Here is a 14,892-nt window from a genome sequence, read left to right on the forward strand (position 1 = left end):
GCAGATATATCCTGGTAGATGTTTTTAGATTTTAAATTTAGGAAAATCCTTAGTAAGACAGGATAAAAATTATGGGTTATTGGTTGTCGGCATTTCGCTAACGATATCAGCAAGCAAATTGAAAATTTCACCGAATAAGTGTTCACAGAAAGGGGCAATTAATGGCATGAGCGCGGTTATTAACAAAATGCCGACGGATAAGGTTAGCGGGAAGCCAATAACAAATACGGATAACTGCGGAGCCATACGGTTTAATAGCCCGAGCGACAGGTTGAGTGTGAGCAGTAACGTAATGACCGGCAAGGCTAACATGAGTCCGTTGAGGAAGATCAGTCCGCCTGCCCGGGCAAGCGCCAGAAACGCATTGCTGTTGACCGGGTCGCCGCCGATAGGCAGCGTATGGAAGGTGTCTACCAGCAGCGAGATCAGCCACAGATGGCCGTTAAACGTAAGAAACAGCAGCATGGCGAGCATGTCGAGGATTCTGGCGAGTACCGGCATATTGAGGCGGCTGCCCGGGTCAACAAACGTGGCGAAAGAGAGACCCATTTGCAGACCGATGAATTCCCCCGCCGTACGCACCGCAGCAAAGGCAAACTGCATGGTAAACCCTAGCGCAATGCCGATCATGATTTGCTGCATGGCGAGCCATAAGGCTTCGGTGGAAAAAACAGGCACATTATTCGCCGGGAGTGAAGGGGCGATAATGAGAGTGATCATAAACCCCAGCCCCAGCTTTACCCGTTTGGGAACCGTGCGTTCACTGAGGATCGGCGCGGTAGAGATCAGCGCCAGTACACGTAACAGCGGCCAGAAGTAGAGGTTAAGCCAGTATAACCATTGATCGCTTGTGACCTGCAACATCGCGTCTTATCCGATGATATACGGCAAGTTACTGAACAGCGTACGCACGTAATCCAGCAGCAGGTTAAGCATCCAGGGGCCCGCCACAATAATCGCCGTAAATACCGCCACAATTTTCGGGATAAATGACAGCGTCATTTCGTTGATCTGGGTGGCGGCCTGTAAAATACTGATGATAAGGCCGGTAAACAGCGCAACCAGCAGCAGAGGCGCGGCAAGCGCAAGCGCGACCTTCATTGCCTCCGTGCCTATCATCATGACCGATTCGGGTGTCATTTCGCGCCTCTAACTGTAAAAACTTTGGGCAAGAGAGCCAACGAGCAACTGCCAGCCGTCGACCAGGACAAAAAGCATAAGCTTAAACGGCAGCGCAATGGTGGCCGGCGGCACCATCATCATCCCGAGCGCCATCAACACGCTGGCGATAACCAGATCGATAATCAGGAAGGGGATGAAAATCGTAAAACCGATCTGAAAAGCGGTTTTTAACTCGCTGGTGACGTAGGCCGGGAGCAAAATTCGCATCGGCACGGCTTCCGGCCCCTGTAGCGGACCGCTGTTTGCCAGACGCGCGAACAGGCCCAGGTCAGCCTCACGGGTTTGCCGCAGCATAAACTCCCGCAGCGGCTGAGCGCCTTTTTCCAGCGCTTCCTGCATGGAAATCTTCTCTTCGCTGAAAGGCTGCCAGGCATCCACGTAAATTTTGTCGATAACCGGCGACATAATAAAAAACGTCAAGAACAGCGCCAGTCCGAGAAGCACCTGGTTTGGCGGCGCAGAGGGCGTTCCCAGCGCGTTTCGCAGCAAGCCGAAGACGATAATGATGCGGGTAAAGCTGGTCATCATCAGCAAAATGGCGGGCAGGAACGTCAGTGACGTAATAAAGACCAGCGTCTGTACCGGCAGGGACCAGCTTTGCCCGCCGCCGGGTAGCGGTTGGCTGACCAGTCCGGGTAATTGTGCGAACGCGGCAGGGCTGATAAACCACAAAGCCATCAGCGTGAGGGATAACAAACGGCGCATCAGGATCTCCCGGAACGCTTCAACAAACTCTTCATCATGGCCTGGAAATCCGCAGGGGCGGCCGGTTTTTCTTCTGCAACGACAGGCGCAGGGGGGAGGGTATGCAACACATTGACTTGCGTGGCCGTGACGCCCAGTACCAGCCGAGCGTCTTCAACATCGACAATGACCACGCGCTCACGCGGGCCCAGCGAGGTGCTGGCTGACACTTTCAACCCTCGCGTACCGGCGCCTTTGGGCGCAAACCCCAGGCGTTTAATGACCCAGGCTGCGACCAGAATCAACACGATGATCCCAAACAGCGCGCCGCTCACCTGAACTAACGGCGAGCCTGATACGGCAGAGGGCTGTGAAACGGTAGCCTGGGTTTTCATGCTTAACGGCTCAGACGACGCATACGTTCAGACGGCGTGATGATATCCGTGATGCGCACGCCGTATTTATCGGCGACCACCACGACTTCACCCTGGGCAATCAGGTAGCCGTTAATCAGAATATCCAACGGCTCGCCTGCCAGTCCGTCCAGCGCGACCACCGACCCCTGCGTCAGTCGCAGCAGCTCTTTGATGGTCATGCGCGTACGACCCAGCTCCACGGTCAGCTTGACCGGAATATCCATGATTAAATCGATATCCTGTAGGTTTCCACTGACGTCGCCGCCGCCCAACTGCTGGAAGACTGCATCGGCTGCGCTTTTGCTGGTCGTTGTTTTTTGCTCGTTTAACGCGTCAGCCCACAGATCGTCCAATGCGCCGGTATTCTCATCGGACGGATTATTCATGTCACTCATTTGGGCTGTTCCTCATTCAGCGAATTCAAAATCGGGTTGATCAAATGCTCTACGCGCAACGCATACTGACCGTTCACGGTGCCATACTGGCTGGTCAGTACAGGTACGCCGTCCACATGAGCAATAATGCGGTCGGGTTTTTCAATCGGCAGCACGTCGCCGGGTTTCAGCTTTAATATCTGGGAAAGGCGCAGCGGGATGTCAGCAAAGTTCGCCACCAGTTCCAGCTCTGAATGCTGAACCTGACGCACCAGATTGTCGCGCCAGTTCTGATCTTCATGACGCGAGTTTTCCAGCGGCGGGTTCACCAACAGCTCCCGCAGCGGCTCAATCATGCTGAAAGGCAGGCAGATGTTGAACTCGCCTGTCAGGTTGCCAATTTCGACGTGGAACGGTGTGTTCACCACAATGTCGTTCGGAGAGGTGGTGATATTGGTGAATTTCACCTGCATCTCAGAGCGAACGTACTCCACTTCCAGCGGGTTGATCGCTTTCCACGCGTCGCTGTAGCTTTCAAGCGCCAGCTTCAGCATGCGGTTGATAACGCGCTGTTCGGTATGCGTAAACTCACGACCTTCCACTTTGGTCGGAAAACGCCCGTCGCCGCCAAACAGGTTATCCACGGCGATAAACACCAGACTCGGCGAGAACACCACCAGACCCGTACCGCGCAGCGGCTTCAGATGGATCAGGTTCAGGTTGGTCGGTACGGGTAAATTACGCGCAAATTCGTGATATGGCTGAATGCGGATCGCGCCCACGGTAATATCCGGGCTGCGACGCAGCAGGTTAAACAGCCCCATACGGAATTGACGCGCGAAACGTTCGTTAATGATCTCCAGCGCCTGTAGGCGCTCGCGCACCACGCGACGCTGTGTATTGGGATCATAAGGACGAATATCATTGTCGCCCACGCCGCCAGGGGTGGGTTCGTCTTTGGCCTCGCTGTCGCCGTTGAGCAGCGCATCGATTTCAGCCTGAGAAAGAATACTATCGCCCATGTCTTTACCGCAGAATGAAAGCTGTATAAAGAACGTCGGTGACTTCCTGTTTCGGTTGTCCAGCAACGAGCGGAGTAGAGAGCGTTTCTTTGATTGCCGCGATCAGCGTCTGCTTCCCGGCTTCCGTCGAAAGCGCAGTGGCATCCTGACGCGAAAACAGCAGCAACAGACGGCTGCGCACTTCTGGCAGATATTCGCTCAGACGCGCGCGCGTCACTTCGTCCTTCAGGCGCAGCGTAATCCCGATATACAGCACGCGATCGGCATCGCCCAGATTGACGGTAAACGTATCCAGCGCGAAAAATACGGGCGCTGGCGGCGGTGGCGGGGCCGCGGTAGCGCTGGCGGTCGGGTGCTCCTGCATCCGCCAGTAGCTATAGCCAGCGGTTGCGCAGGCGGCAAGAGTAATCAACACCAGCAAAGGGATCCAAATTGAGCGTTTGCTCTTTCTGTTAATCGCGGAGTCAGTCATCAGATACGGGCTTCCTGTTTCGGTACAGCTTATTGGCTGATTATCCCGTGTCCTGTCCACGGCAAAGCGTGGAAAAGACGCGGATAATCATGCTACCTCTGGCGTTAGGCGAAGATATCCACCGCGCCATCGCCGCGAGCGGCAGCCTGGAGCGAGCCCGGCGTCGTCAGTGCGATGTCATCTTCGGCGGCAAAAGCCTCTTGTCCCTGTGTGCGGGAAGCGTGCTGCTGCTGGGATGACGACTGCTGCTGTCCGGCGAAACTTTCACTGCTGATACTGCTTTGTCCCAGCTGGATGCCGTTTTCCGCCAGTTGGGTACGCAGTACGGGTAACGCGGCTTCCAGCGCGGCGCGAACGTGGCTATGCGCTGACACCATTTGCAGTTGCGCCTGGTTATCATCCATTTTGAGGGAGATTTGAATCTGCCCCAGTTCCTCCGGGTGCAGACGCAGTTCCGCGCTCTGCTGCCCCTGGCGGGTAAACAGCGTCACATGCTGGCTTAATGACTGCTGCCACTCATGGCTGCCCAGCGGCGCGCTGAGCACCGGGGCGGCTGCGACAGGCGCGGGTTGCGTCTGCGTCGTCATACCGCCAGGCGTGGTCATGGCGCCAATGGTCGTGACCGGAGAAGGCGTGCTTTCCATGTCGGCTTTAGCGGTAGCGGCGGCGACCAGCGGCGTTACCAGCTGGTTGCTTGCTGAGTTTGCGGTGACGTCAGGCGCGGCATCGACTTTCCCTTTTTTCAGCTCGCCAGTCGTCAGCCCGGCAACCGCATCTTGCGTAGCGGCGCGCGTATCGCCACGCAGCGATGCCGGGGCGGAGAGCGCGCCTTCAGCCGACGCGGTTCGCGTGGTTGGCGTCAGCGCTGGCTGGCCCGGTAACATGGCGAAGAGCGCGCTCAGATTCGCGAGGTCTTCATCGCTCAGCGCCGGTGCGTTGTCGTCCTGCCGGGCAGTCTTACTTAACGCGTTCAGGGCGTTGCTTTTCAGCGAAGGCGTCAGCGTGGATAGCAACTGCTGTGCCTCGGTCAGGTCTGCTGTGGCGTCATCCGTCAGCAGATCCTGGCGCGCCAGAAGATCGGCCAGCGCTGTCGTCTGCGGCGTATCGCCATTTTTTTGCAGCAATCCTTTTTGCAGTTTGCCGCCTGCCGCCTGGAGATCGGCAAGCGAAAGCGGGGCATCTTTACCCTGCGCGTCGCCTGCGCCCAAAGCACCGGCTAACAGCGCCAGAAAATCCTGGGCTGAATCGGCTGTTTTACCGGCCTGAAGGCCTGTCGTTACGTCTGTGTCGGTCGTGATCAGTTGGGGCAAGGTGATCATTCGGTTTTCCTCATTGCAGCACGCTGAGCAAATTCATCCATTTTTTTCTGATCCAGGCGGTTTTCAGCCAATAACGCTGCCGCACTTTGTCTGTCCTGTAAGGTCTGCCAGGCCTGAAGCCGTTGTTTCTTTTCACGCCAGCTGTTCAGCGCCACGTCCACTTTTTGTGTCCACTGCGTCAGCTGCTGGCGATGCTGCTCAATGGCCTTCTCCAGCGTCTGAATAAATTGCTGATAGTTAATCCAGCGGTTGCTGGCAATCCCCTGGCCCATATCGGCATTGAGATTGTTGCGATACTCATGCTGATAATCGATCAGCATTTTCAGTTGTTCTTCCGCCTGCTGGAATCCGCGTCGCATTTCCCCTAATAAGAGAGCGGCATCATCCACTTCTTTCTCGGCCAGATCTTTTAATGTTGCCAGCGCACCATGTTGTGCCATGACCTATGCCCTCCTGCTTCATCACACCGTCGGGAAAATCAGTTCCAGCGCCTGGAGAGAATCTTCCCAGTCGGCTCGTTCGAAAATACCTTGTTGCAAAAACGCCTCCAGCTGCGGCCACAGCGCGATGGCTTTATCCAGCATGGGATCGCTGCCTTTGGCATACGCGCCGACGCTCACCAAATCGCGGTTACGCTGGAAACTGGACAGCAACTGTTTGAAATTCCGTACGCGTGCATAGTGTTGCTCGGTGATCAGCGACGTCATTGCACGGCTGATCGACGCTTCAATATCAATGGCCGGGTAGTGACCGGCTTCGGCCAGACGACGGGATAACACAATGTGTCCATCCAGGATCGCACGCGCCGAGTCGGCGATTGGGTCCTGCTGATCGTCGCCTTCGGTCAATACCGTATAAAACGCGGTGATGGAGCCGCCGCCGTGAATGCCGTTCCCCGCACGTTCCACCAGCGCAGGTAATTTTGCGAAGACCGAAGGCGGATACCCTTTGGTTGCAGGCGGTTCGCCGATCGCCAGCGCAATCTCACGCTGCGCCATCGCGTAGCGGGTCAGGGAGTCCATGATCAGCAGTACGTGCTGCCCGCGATCGCGGAAATCCTCGGCAATACGCGTGGCATAGGCCGCTCCCTGCATTCGCAGCAGTGGCGAGACGTCCGCAGGCGCGGCAATCACCACCGAACGCGCGCGCCCGTCAGCGCCCAGAATGTTTTCGATAAAATCTTTAACTTCGCGGCCACGTTCGCCAATCAGTCCGACGACGATAACGTCCGCGCGGGTATAGCGCGCCATCATGCCGAGCAGAACGCTTTTACCCACGCCGGAACCGGCAAACAGCCCCATACGCTGTCCGCGTCCGACGGTAAGCAGCGCGTTGATGGGGCGGACGCCGGTATCCAGCACATGCTCAATAGGCGTTCGCTGCAAGGGGTTGAATGGCTGAGTGATTAACGCGCCGGTTTCCGTGGTGTCTGGCGCGGGAAGACCATCCAGCGGCTTGCCGCCGCCGTCCAGCACGCGCCCCAGCAGGGCAGGGCCGAGCGGCAGCTGTTTTCCGCTTTGCAGACCTTCCCCGGCAATATTTTTTGCGTAAACGCGTGCGCCGGGAAGAATGCCTTCGACCTCTTCCAGCGGCATTAAAAACAGACGCTGGCCATTAAAGCCGACGACTTCGCTTTCCACTTCGCGTGTTTCCGTCCCGTCCTGCCGCTCAATGACGCAGGTCGCGCCGAGCGGCAGCTGCAAGCCGGTGGCTTCCAGCACCAGACCGGTGGCGCGGGTCAGCCTCCCGTAGCGACGCACCGCCGGGAGCTGCGCCATTTTGGCTTCGAAGTTATCCAGCGTATTCAGCCAGCGGGTCAGGCGCGTAGTCATCAGACGACTCCGGGAGCCGCCAGGCGGCAGAGTTCTTGCCAACGCGTGGCGACGCTGGCGTCCAGATCGCCTTCATCGGCGGACACTTTACAGCCGCCATGATGCAGCGTGGGATCGCCGCGCAAACGCCAGCCGTGCAGGCTGAGCGTGGCTCCGAGCATCTCTTCGACGCGCTGTAAATCATCCGGGTGAACGCGTAATTGCGGTTTCCCGCTGAACAACGGTTCCTGTTGCAACAATTGCTGGATCTGTTTAATGAGCGCGGAGTTGTCCACCGCTGGCGTCTGGCCGATCACCTGGCGAGCGGCTTCCAGCGCCATTTGCATCAGGCGCGAGGCAATCACGCTGTCCAGCGCGTCCAGCGTATTCTGAAACTCGCTGACCAGTTGCTGCATTCGGGCATTCAGCGGCGCCTGTTGAGCGCGCGCCTGCGTCTGGCCTTGCTCCAGCCCTTGCGCTAATCCTTCCTGATAGCCCTGTTCGTGGCCTTTCTGGCGACCTTCGGCGAGGCCCGCGTTATACCCTTGCTCGTGCGCCTGCATTTTCAGCTGCGCCAGTTGCTGCTCAAGCTGCTGTTCGGCACTCAGCTCCGGTTCGTCATCGATGGCTATCGGTTCGTCGCTGTGCTCCATTGGCACAAACTCGGCCAGGGGAGGGACGAGATCGTCCGGTGTCCAGACCTGCCACGGCAATTCGTTAGACATAGGTATCCTCGCCGCTGCCGATTACCATTTCGCCGGTTTCCGCCAGACGACGCACAATAAGCAGAATGGCTTTCTGTTCGTTCTCCACCTGAGACAGACGTACCGGGCCACGGTTGGCGAGGTCGTCGCGCAGAATATCGGCAGCACGCTGCGACATGTTGCGCAGGAATTTCTCGCGTAGCGGCGGCTCGGCGCCTTTCAGGGCGATCAGCAACGACTCGGAATCCACTTCCTGCAACAGACGCTGGATGCTGCGATCGTCGACTTCCACCAGATTTTCGAACAGGAACATTTCGTCGATAATTTTCTGCGCCAGCTCGCCGTCGAATTCGCGTACGGCGCTGATAACCGCCTCTTCCTGCTGGGTTTTCATCAGGTTGATGATTTCTGCCGCGGTTCTCACGCCGCCCATTTTGCTGCGCTTGAGGTTCTGACCGTCGAGCAGACCATTCAACACTTCGGTCAGTTCCGCCAGTGCGGCTGGCTGTACGCCGCCGAAGGTCGCGATACGCAGCATGACATCGTGGCGCAGACGTTCGTCGAACAGCGCCAGAATATCGGCGGCCTGGCCGCGTTTGAGATGCACCAGGATGGTGGCGATAATCTGCGGGTGTTCGTCGCGGATAAGGTCGGCGGCGCTTTGCGGCTCCATAAAGTTGAGCGTTTCAATACCGCTGGCGGTATCCCGCGTTTCGAGGATATCTTCCAGCAGGCTGGCGGCACGTTCTTCACCCAGCGCTTTAACCAGCACGGAACGCAGGTATTCGTTGGCGTTGATGTTGAGTGCGGCAAACTGTTCGGCTTCTTGCTCAAATTCCGCCAGCACATCGGTCAGCTGTTTGTTGGAAATCTGGCGCACGTTCGCCATTGCTGAACTCAGGGTTTGCACTTCGCGCGTGGAGAGGTGCTTAAACACCTCTGCCGCACGGTCTTCGCCAATGGTCATCAGCAGGATGACGCTTTTATCGGTGCCGGTAAGTTTATTGCTCATGATCGTTATTCATCCACTGGCGAATGACCAGCGCCACGACGCGCGGATCGTTATCTGACATTTCGCGAATACGCTGGCTCATCACTTCTGCGCCCAGACGCTGGTTCGCCCGGCGCTGCTGGGTCTGTTCGTCTTTGCTGAGGCGAACTTCTACCGCTTCTTCGGTTTCCTGACGAACCTGCGCCTGTTCCTGTGCGGCTTTCGTCTCTTCAGCGCGGCGAGCAAGCTGCGGTCGAACCGCTTTGCGCCACAGAATCCAGGCAACCAGCAGAACCAGGAGCCAGCGACCTGCGGAGATCAACTGCTCAATAAAGGCTTGCTGTTTCCAGAATGGCAGTTCGCCGCCCAGGTCGTCCGTTGCGGTAAACGGTGAGTTCACCACGTTAAGGGTATCGCCGCGTTTGTCGGAGAAGCCCATTGCTTCGCGGGTCAGATCTTCGATCTGCTTCATCTGTTCCGTGGTTAACGGCAGCGGTTTGCCGTCCGGCAGGGCGCGGTAGTTCACCACGACCGCCACGGAGAGTCGCTGCACATCGCCCACGTTCAGTTTGGTGTGGCGAATGGTGCGATCCACTTCGTAGTTACTGGTTTCGTTGCGCTGCGTATTGCGCGGCACATTGCTGTTCGTATTGTTGGTCGTCTGCGTGTTCTGCGCGTTTTGCTGATTAGCAGGCGGTGTGCTGATCGGCGCAGCATTCGCCGGCGCAGGCTGATTCGACAGCGCACCCGGTACGCCGCCCGGATAGCCGGAGCCGATTTGCTCGCTTTCATTAAGCTGGCGTGAGCGCAGCACGGCCTGCGATGCGTCGCCGTTCGGACGGTATTGCTCTTCCGTCTGCTCTTTGTTGGCAAAATCCAGCTGCGCAGTAACCTGAGCATGGACGTTGCCGTTGCCGACGATTGGCGAAAGGATCGATTCGATACGGCGCTGAATGCGTCCTTCCACATCGCTGGCATATTTCAACTGCGCGTCGTTCAGATCGCGGCTGCTGGTATTGGACTGAGTCAACAGATGACCGCCCTGATCGACCAGCGTGACGTTACCTGGCGGCAGACCCGCAACGGCGCTGGATACCAGATGCACCACCGCGCTGATCTGCCCTTCATCCAGCGCGCGGCCTGGTTCAAGATTGACCGTCACGGAAGCGGAAGGGGATTTCTGCTCGCGCACGAACAGAGAAGGTTTCGGCATCGCAAGGTGGACACGGGCGCGTTTTACCGGCCCCAGGGTTTCGATAGTGCGGGCCAGCTCGCCTTCCAGAGCGCGCTGGTAATTGACCTGCTCGCTGAACTGGCTGATGCCGAATTTTTCCTGGTCTAACAGCTCGAAGCCGACAGCGCCGCCTTTTGGCAATCCCTGTTGCGCCAGGCGCAGGCGAAGCTCATGCACTTTATCGGCAGGCACTTCAATCGCACCGCTTCCTTCGGTGAAGCGGTAAGGGATGTTCATCTGGGTCAGCTGCGTGACAATGGCCCCGCCATCCTGATCGGAAAGGTTGCTGAACAGCGTGCGATAATCTGGCGCTTTCGCCCACAAAACCATAGCAACGATGATGGCAACAGCGGCTGATCCCGCCACAATCAGAGGAATTCTGGGATTCGCGCGCAGGCGATTAAGCCACTCGAGAGGTTTAGGTTGGGTTGCAGTCGATGCAGTCGCACTCATCTCGCACCTCGTGACTGATCGTGGACGGCGTTTTTTGCAAAGTGGAACAAGACTCACTCCCGGGTCAGCAAACTCGAAAAATTGACGGTCTCATTATTTGCGGTTTCGAATTTTTCTATGCGCCAAAAACCGAGGTTTTTTATCGCTATTTAGCGCCTTTATCTTATTGACAAACTGGTAATCTCTGCTGTGTAAAAAATCATCCAGGGGATTAGCATGTCAGCAATACAGGGGATTGAAGGGGTTATCAGCCAGCTACAGGCAACGGCGATGTCCGCACGGGCGCAAGACGCGCTGCCGCAACCAACCGTAAGTTTTGCCGGTCAACTGCATGCGGCACTGAATCGCATCAGTGACACGCAAACCACCGCGCGCGTACAGGCAGAAAAATTTACTCTGGGTGAGCCAGGCATTGCGCTTAATGATGTGATGACCGATATGCAAAAAGCGTCTGTCTCAATGCAGATGGGTATTCAGGTACGCAACAAACTGATGTCGGCGTACCAGGAAGTGATGTCGATGCAGGTGTAGCCAGACCTGCTGAATGCAGCATGCAGGCCGGATAAGGCGCTTGCGCCGTCATCCGGCAAATGATTACTTCTGAATCAGATAGCGAATCGTTGGGCCATCCTGCTGAATATCCAGCACCGTATAGCCGTGATTGCGCGCATCCAGCGGAATATTATTGATGGATTGCGGGCAGTCGCTCACCACTTCCAGAATTTCTCCCTTTTTTAACTGCGGCATCGCTTCCAGCGTGGCGACGGCCGGGTAAGGGCAGGGCTCACCAACCATATCAAGACGGTAATCAGGAACGATATTTTTCATGCGGATTCCTTAGCAGGGGTTAACCCGGAGCGACGGAAGAAACGTTTTTCCCAGCCGATTATCAGCATCAGCGCGGCAAACAACAGCAGATAAGTGACCAGCAGGCCGCCCAGCGGGCCGAAGGTGTCGAGCAGATTCACTTTGTCCCAACGGGTTGCCAGCGCCGGGGCAAAATCATCCCAGTAATATGCCAGAATAGTGGAGCCGATAACGTTGCCGAGGCCCACCCACCAGTAGTGCACCTGACCTTCCACGGCGCGGTACATCCAGCCGGTTTCACACCCGCCCGCCAGCACGATGCCAAAACCAAACAGCAGACCGCCGATAACGGCGTTCGGGCCAGCCCACATAATCTTCGCTTCCACGCCTAACTGTACGTAGCTGAAAATTCCGATAGCGCTCACCGCCATCCCGAAGATGATGGCTTTCGCCATATGGGTGCGACCGGTGATCCACAGGTCACGGAAGGCCGAGGTGAAACAAATTTGCGCACGTTCAATCAGCAGACCAAAACCCACGCCGAACAGCATGGCCAGCCCCAGTTTTGGCTGGTTCATCGCCGTCAGCAGCGCCCAGCCGATCATGCCGATAAAGACCAGCATCCCCAGACGGAAACGGCGGCGCGCCTGATCCGGCTTCTGCGTCAGCGGCGAGGCAGCGGAGACTTTCTGCATTTTGACCGGGATACGGAATATGGGCAGTAGCGTGAAGCGTGCGCCGAACCAGGAGCCGATGGCGGTTGCCAGCGCAAAGAACCAGGCATGAAGAGAAAACTGCGGAATACCGGTGAAGAAGGCCGCCAGATTGCAACCCATCGCCATGCGCGCGCCAAAACCGGCAATCATCCCGCCGATAATCGCCTGCATAATGCGGATACGGCTGCGCGGCATACGTAATTTAACGTTGTTGGCCCACAGTGCCGCCGCAAAGCAGCCGCCGAACATGCCGAGGATCATCATCCCGTCGATGCGGGTAAGGGGAGAGCCTTCCAGATGGATCAGCTTGTAGTAACCCCACTCTTCAGCATGAACGCCAAATAGCTGGAGGATTTGTCCACCCCAGCGGGTGAATTCGCCCGTAACAGCCCAGAACGTACCGGTGATACCGAAATAATAAGTGGAGAGAATACCTGCTGCGATGACCGCAGGGACAGGCGCCCAGAATTTAACTAACCAGGCTTGTTTGAATTGTTGCCATGACATGCTTTCTTAGCCTCTGAACTCAGAAGGAAAATAAAAGAAGAGCGGATAGTACACCGATCAGATTTTTTGCCTACTACTAATAAGAAGTAATATCGACTGGATCAATATTACTTGTTGGCCCTGAAAGGCTGGCGACATCAGGGCTTTAATGCCACAATCCTGTTTTCTTCGCATGCAGGATGAATGATGAAAAAAATAGCGATCGTTGGCGCATTTCTGGTCCTTACCGGGTGTGCAGAGGTACAGAACTATAACGATGTGGTGAAGACGCCAGCGCCAGCCGGTCTGGAAGGATACTGGCAGTCAAAAGGTCCTCAGCGCAAACTGGTGAGCCCCGAGGCAATAGCCAGTCTGGTGGTGACCAAAGAAGGAGATACCCTGGATTGCCGTCAGTGGCAGCGGGTGATTGCCCTGCCGGGTAAACTGACGCTGCTTTCCAGTGATTTAACCAACGTTACGGTGAAGCGCGAACTCTATGAGATTGAGCGTGAAGGGAACACGCTGGAATATGATGGTATGACGCTGCAACGCGTGGATCGACCCACGACCGAATGCGCCGACTATTTATCGAAACATCCGCTCGCGAGTCAGTTACCGTAAACATTTTCGGTAAACGCTGGCGGTAATTATGTTGATGCCGGGGGCGCTAACGCTTACCCGGCCGATGTTCTCTCCTGAACTTACAGCACATCTTCAATGACCCATACGCTGACGCAGCCGCCGTTGCAGGTAAACGTGGCCTCCCCCTTTTCATCGGTGGTTACGCGCTCTTCCCGATTGCCTAAAAAATCACGCCAGGTCTTGTTGGCGTAATTTTCACCTAGCGTAATGGTCTTCTCGCCGTCATCGCCGTTGGAAAGTACGACCACGCAGCCAGGATCGTCGTCTGTACCGCTACGGCTAAAGGCAACGCAGTTGGGGTGGTCGAAAAAGAGCGTCTGGATGCCGTGGGCAAAACGCTGGCGCGCGAGAATCAGTTGATCGAGCTGCCCAATAACGGGCATATCAATGGTGTAGGTTTCGCCGTCGCCACCCGTATCTTCGTAATGTGCGCCGTAGAGATCAGGGTAGAACACTGACGGTACGCCGTTCTCCCGCAACAGGATCAACGCATAGGCCAGCGGCTTAAACCAGGCTTCAACGGGCGCTTCAAGCGCCTGTAACGGTTGGGTGTCGTGATTTGCCACGAGCGTTACGGCATGGAAAGGATCGGCTTCCACCAGCGTGTCGGTGAAAATCTGGCTCATATCGTAATCACGCCCCTGACGAGAGGCTTCGTGGAAGTTCATCTGTAGCGGCGCGTCGAACAGCATGGTTTTTCCATCCACCTGATCGATATAGGCTTGTAGCTTGTCCACTTCATGAGACCAGTACTCCGCCACAATGAACAGCGGCTTTGGCGCTACCTCCTGGACGTGTTCTATCCACTCTTTATAAAACCAGGCCGGAATGTGTTTGACCGCATCCAGGCGGAAGCCGTCACAATGGGTTTGCGCCATTACCCAACGTGCCCAGTATTTGATCTCCTCGGTGACCGCATGGTTGCGAAAGTCGATGTTTTCGCCCATCAGATAGTCGAAATTACCCATCTCATCATCGACCTGGTCGTTCCAGCCGTCGCCAGTGTAGTCGTTGACGATCTTAAAGATGCCGTCTTCGTCCGGGTTTTCGATGTGATCAATACCGCTGAAGCATTTGAAATCCCAGATAAACTGCGAATATTGACCGGCGCGGGCAGGGAAGGTGTAACGCGTCCAGCCTTCACATTCGATGATCTCGTCATCGATTTGCGTGCGATTATCTTCATTGACCCGCTGTACGCGAATGGCCTCTTTTTCATCCGCGCCCATTTTGTGGTTGACGACCACGTCGAGCAAAACCGCAATGTCATTTTGCTTTAGCGCCTCAATGGCGGCCAGCAGCTGCGCTTTGTCGCCATATTTTGTGGCGACAGATCCTTTCTGATCAAACTCACCCAGATCAAACAGGTCATACGAGTCATAACCTACGGAATACCCGCCGGACGCGCCTTTATAGGCGGGCGGTAACCAGACCATATTAATGCCGATATCATTGAGGCCGCCAGCGCGCTCAGCCAGTTCTGGCCAGAGCTTGCCGCCGTCAGGGTAATACCAGTGGAAGTACTGCAATAGCGTGGGGTTTTTCATCTTCCGTGCTCCAGAAGCCGTCAGGCTAACTT

18 protein-coding genes are annotated in these 14,892 nt (G+C 56.3%); 2 read left to right on the forward strand and 16 right to left on the reverse strand.

Translation table 11 applies throughout. The features are described from left to right. Positions 1-69: 69 nt before the first annotated feature. The 13 genes from fliR to fliF all read right to left on the reverse strand — a co-directional run bounded on the left by fliR (position 70) and on the right by fliF (position 10,662). On the reverse strand, positions 70-864 hold the full coding sequence (gene fliR / locus CKO_RS04315; protein WP_012131896.1) for a flagellar biosynthetic protein FliR: 795 nt from the start codon (positions 862-864) through the stop codon (positions 70-72). 6 nt (positions 865-870) lie between these two features. Further along, the gene (gene fliQ, locus CKO_RS04320; protein WP_012131897.1) at positions 871-1,140 is read right to left on the reverse strand and encodes a flagellar biosynthesis protein FliQ; all 270 of its coding nucleotides are present in this window, start codon (positions 1,138-1,140) and stop codon (positions 871-873) included. A 9-nt stretch (positions 1,141-1,149) separates the two neighbouring features. After that, on the reverse strand, positions 1,150-1,887 hold the full coding sequence (gene fliP, locus CKO_RS04325) for a flagellar type III secretion system pore protein FliP (RefSeq protein WP_012131898.1): 738 nt from the start codon (positions 1,885-1,887) through the stop codon (positions 1,150-1,152). Then, a complete protein-coding gene (gene fliO, locus CKO_RS04330; protein WP_012131899.1) occupies positions 1,887-2,261 on the reverse strand; it encodes a flagellar biosynthetic protein FliO in 375 nt (124 codons plus the stop codon). Before fliO ends, fliP begins: the two co-directional genes overlap by 1 nt. Before the next feature lie 2 nt (positions 2,262-2,263). Further along, a complete protein-coding gene (gene fliN, locus CKO_RS04335; RefSeq protein WP_012131900.1) occupies positions 2,264-2,677 on the reverse strand; it encodes a flagellar motor switch protein FliN in 414 nt (137 codons plus the stop codon). Beyond that, the gene (gene fliM / locus CKO_RS04340) at positions 2,674-3,678 is read right to left on the reverse strand and encodes a flagellar motor switch protein FliM (protein ID WP_012131901.1); all 1,005 of its coding nucleotides are present in this window, start codon (positions 3,676-3,678) and stop codon (positions 2,674-2,676) included. The genes fliN and fliM overlap by 4 nt, the downstream gene beginning before the upstream one ends. A gap of 4 nt (positions 3,679-3,682) precedes the next feature. Beyond that, positions 3,683-4,150: a flagellar basal body-associated protein FliL gene (gene fliL, locus CKO_RS04345; protein ID WP_012131902.1), complete on the reverse strand. Its 468-nt coding sequence runs from the start codon at positions 4,148-4,150 to the stop codon at positions 3,683-3,685. A gap of 104 nt (positions 4,151-4,254) precedes the next feature. Then, positions 4,255-5,469, reverse strand: a complete 1,215-nt coding sequence (gene fliK / locus CKO_RS04350) for a flagellar hook length control protein FliK (RefSeq protein ID WP_012131903.1) — start codon at positions 5,467-5,469, stop codon at positions 4,255-4,257. Then, a complete protein-coding gene (fliJ, locus tag CKO_RS04355; protein ID WP_012131904.1) occupies positions 5,466-5,909 on the reverse strand; it encodes a flagellar export protein FliJ in 444 nt (147 codons plus the stop codon). The genes fliK and fliJ overlap by 4 nt, the downstream gene beginning before the upstream one ends. 21 nt (positions 5,910-5,930) lie before the next feature. Then, positions 5,931-7,301, reverse strand: a complete 1,371-nt coding sequence (fliI, locus tag CKO_RS04360; protein WP_012131905.1) for a flagellar protein export ATPase FliI — start codon at positions 7,299-7,301, stop codon at positions 5,931-5,933. Continuing rightward, positions 7,301-8,005 carry a flagellar assembly protein FliH gene (gene fliH, locus CKO_RS04365; RefSeq protein WP_012131906.1) on the reverse strand — a complete coding sequence of 235 codons (705 nt, stop codon included), beginning with the start codon at positions 8,003-8,005 and terminating at the stop codon, positions 7,301-7,303. The genes fliI and fliH overlap by 1 nt, the downstream gene beginning before the upstream one ends. Continuing rightward, positions 7,998-8,996, reverse strand: coding sequence for a flagellar motor switch protein FliG (gene fliG, locus CKO_RS04370; RefSeq protein WP_012131907.1), 999 nt, complete (start codon positions 8,994-8,996; stop codon positions 7,998-8,000). The genes fliH and fliG overlap by 8 nt, the downstream gene beginning before the upstream one ends. Further along, positions 8,986-10,662, reverse strand: coding sequence for a flagellar basal-body MS-ring/collar protein FliF (gene fliF, locus CKO_RS04375; RefSeq protein WP_012131908.1), 1,677 nt, complete (start codon positions 10,660-10,662; stop codon positions 8,986-8,988). The genes fliG and fliF overlap by 11 nt, the downstream gene beginning before the upstream one ends. A gap of 216 nt (positions 10,663-10,878) precedes the next feature. Here fliF and fliE point away from each other — a divergent pair, with 216 nt between their 5' ends. Next, the gene (fliE, locus tag CKO_RS04380; protein WP_012131910.1) at positions 10,879-11,193 is read left to right on the forward strand and encodes a flagellar hook-basal body complex protein FliE; all 315 of its coding nucleotides are present in this window, start codon (positions 10,879-10,881) and stop codon (positions 11,191-11,193) included. A gap of 63 nt (positions 11,194-11,256) precedes the next feature. Here fliE and yedF read toward each other — a convergent pair whose 3' ends face one another. Both yedF and yedE read right to left on the reverse strand, forming a co-directional pair. Beyond that, positions 11,257-11,490 (reverse strand): sulfurtransferase-like selenium metabolism protein YedF, encoded by a 234-nt coding sequence (gene yedF, locus CKO_RS04385; RefSeq protein WP_000790504.1) that lies wholly within the window; start codon positions 11,488-11,490, stop codon positions 11,257-11,259. Next, positions 11,487-12,692: a selenium metabolism membrane protein YedE/FdhT gene (gene yedE, locus CKO_RS04390; RefSeq protein WP_012131911.1), complete on the reverse strand. Its 1,206-nt coding sequence runs from the start codon at positions 12,690-12,692 to the stop codon at positions 11,487-11,489. The genes yedF and yedE overlap by 4 nt, the downstream gene beginning before the upstream one ends. 186 nt (positions 12,693-12,878) lie before the next feature. On the opposite strand from yedE, the gene yedD reads away from it, so the two are divergent. Next, the gene (yedD, locus tag CKO_RS04395; protein ID WP_024130233.1) at positions 12,879-13,292 is read left to right on the forward strand and encodes a lipoprotein YedD; all 414 of its coding nucleotides are present in this window, start codon (positions 12,879-12,881) and stop codon (positions 13,290-13,292) included. An 80-nt stretch (positions 13,293-13,372) separates the two neighbouring features. Here the strand turns inward: yedD and amyA are convergent, their stop codons facing one another. Continuing rightward, positions 13,373-14,860 (reverse strand): alpha-amylase, encoded by a 1,488-nt coding sequence (gene amyA / locus CKO_RS04400; RefSeq protein ID WP_012131913.1) that lies wholly within the window; start codon positions 14,858-14,860, stop codon positions 13,373-13,375. Positions 14,861-14,892: the final 32 nt, after the last annotated feature.

The sequence above is a fragment of the Citrobacter koseri ATCC BAA-895 genome, from assembly GCF_000018045.1.
GTDB classification, from domain to species: Bacteria; Pseudomonadota; Gammaproteobacteria; order Enterobacterales; family Enterobacteriaceae; genus Citrobacter_B; species Citrobacter_B koseri.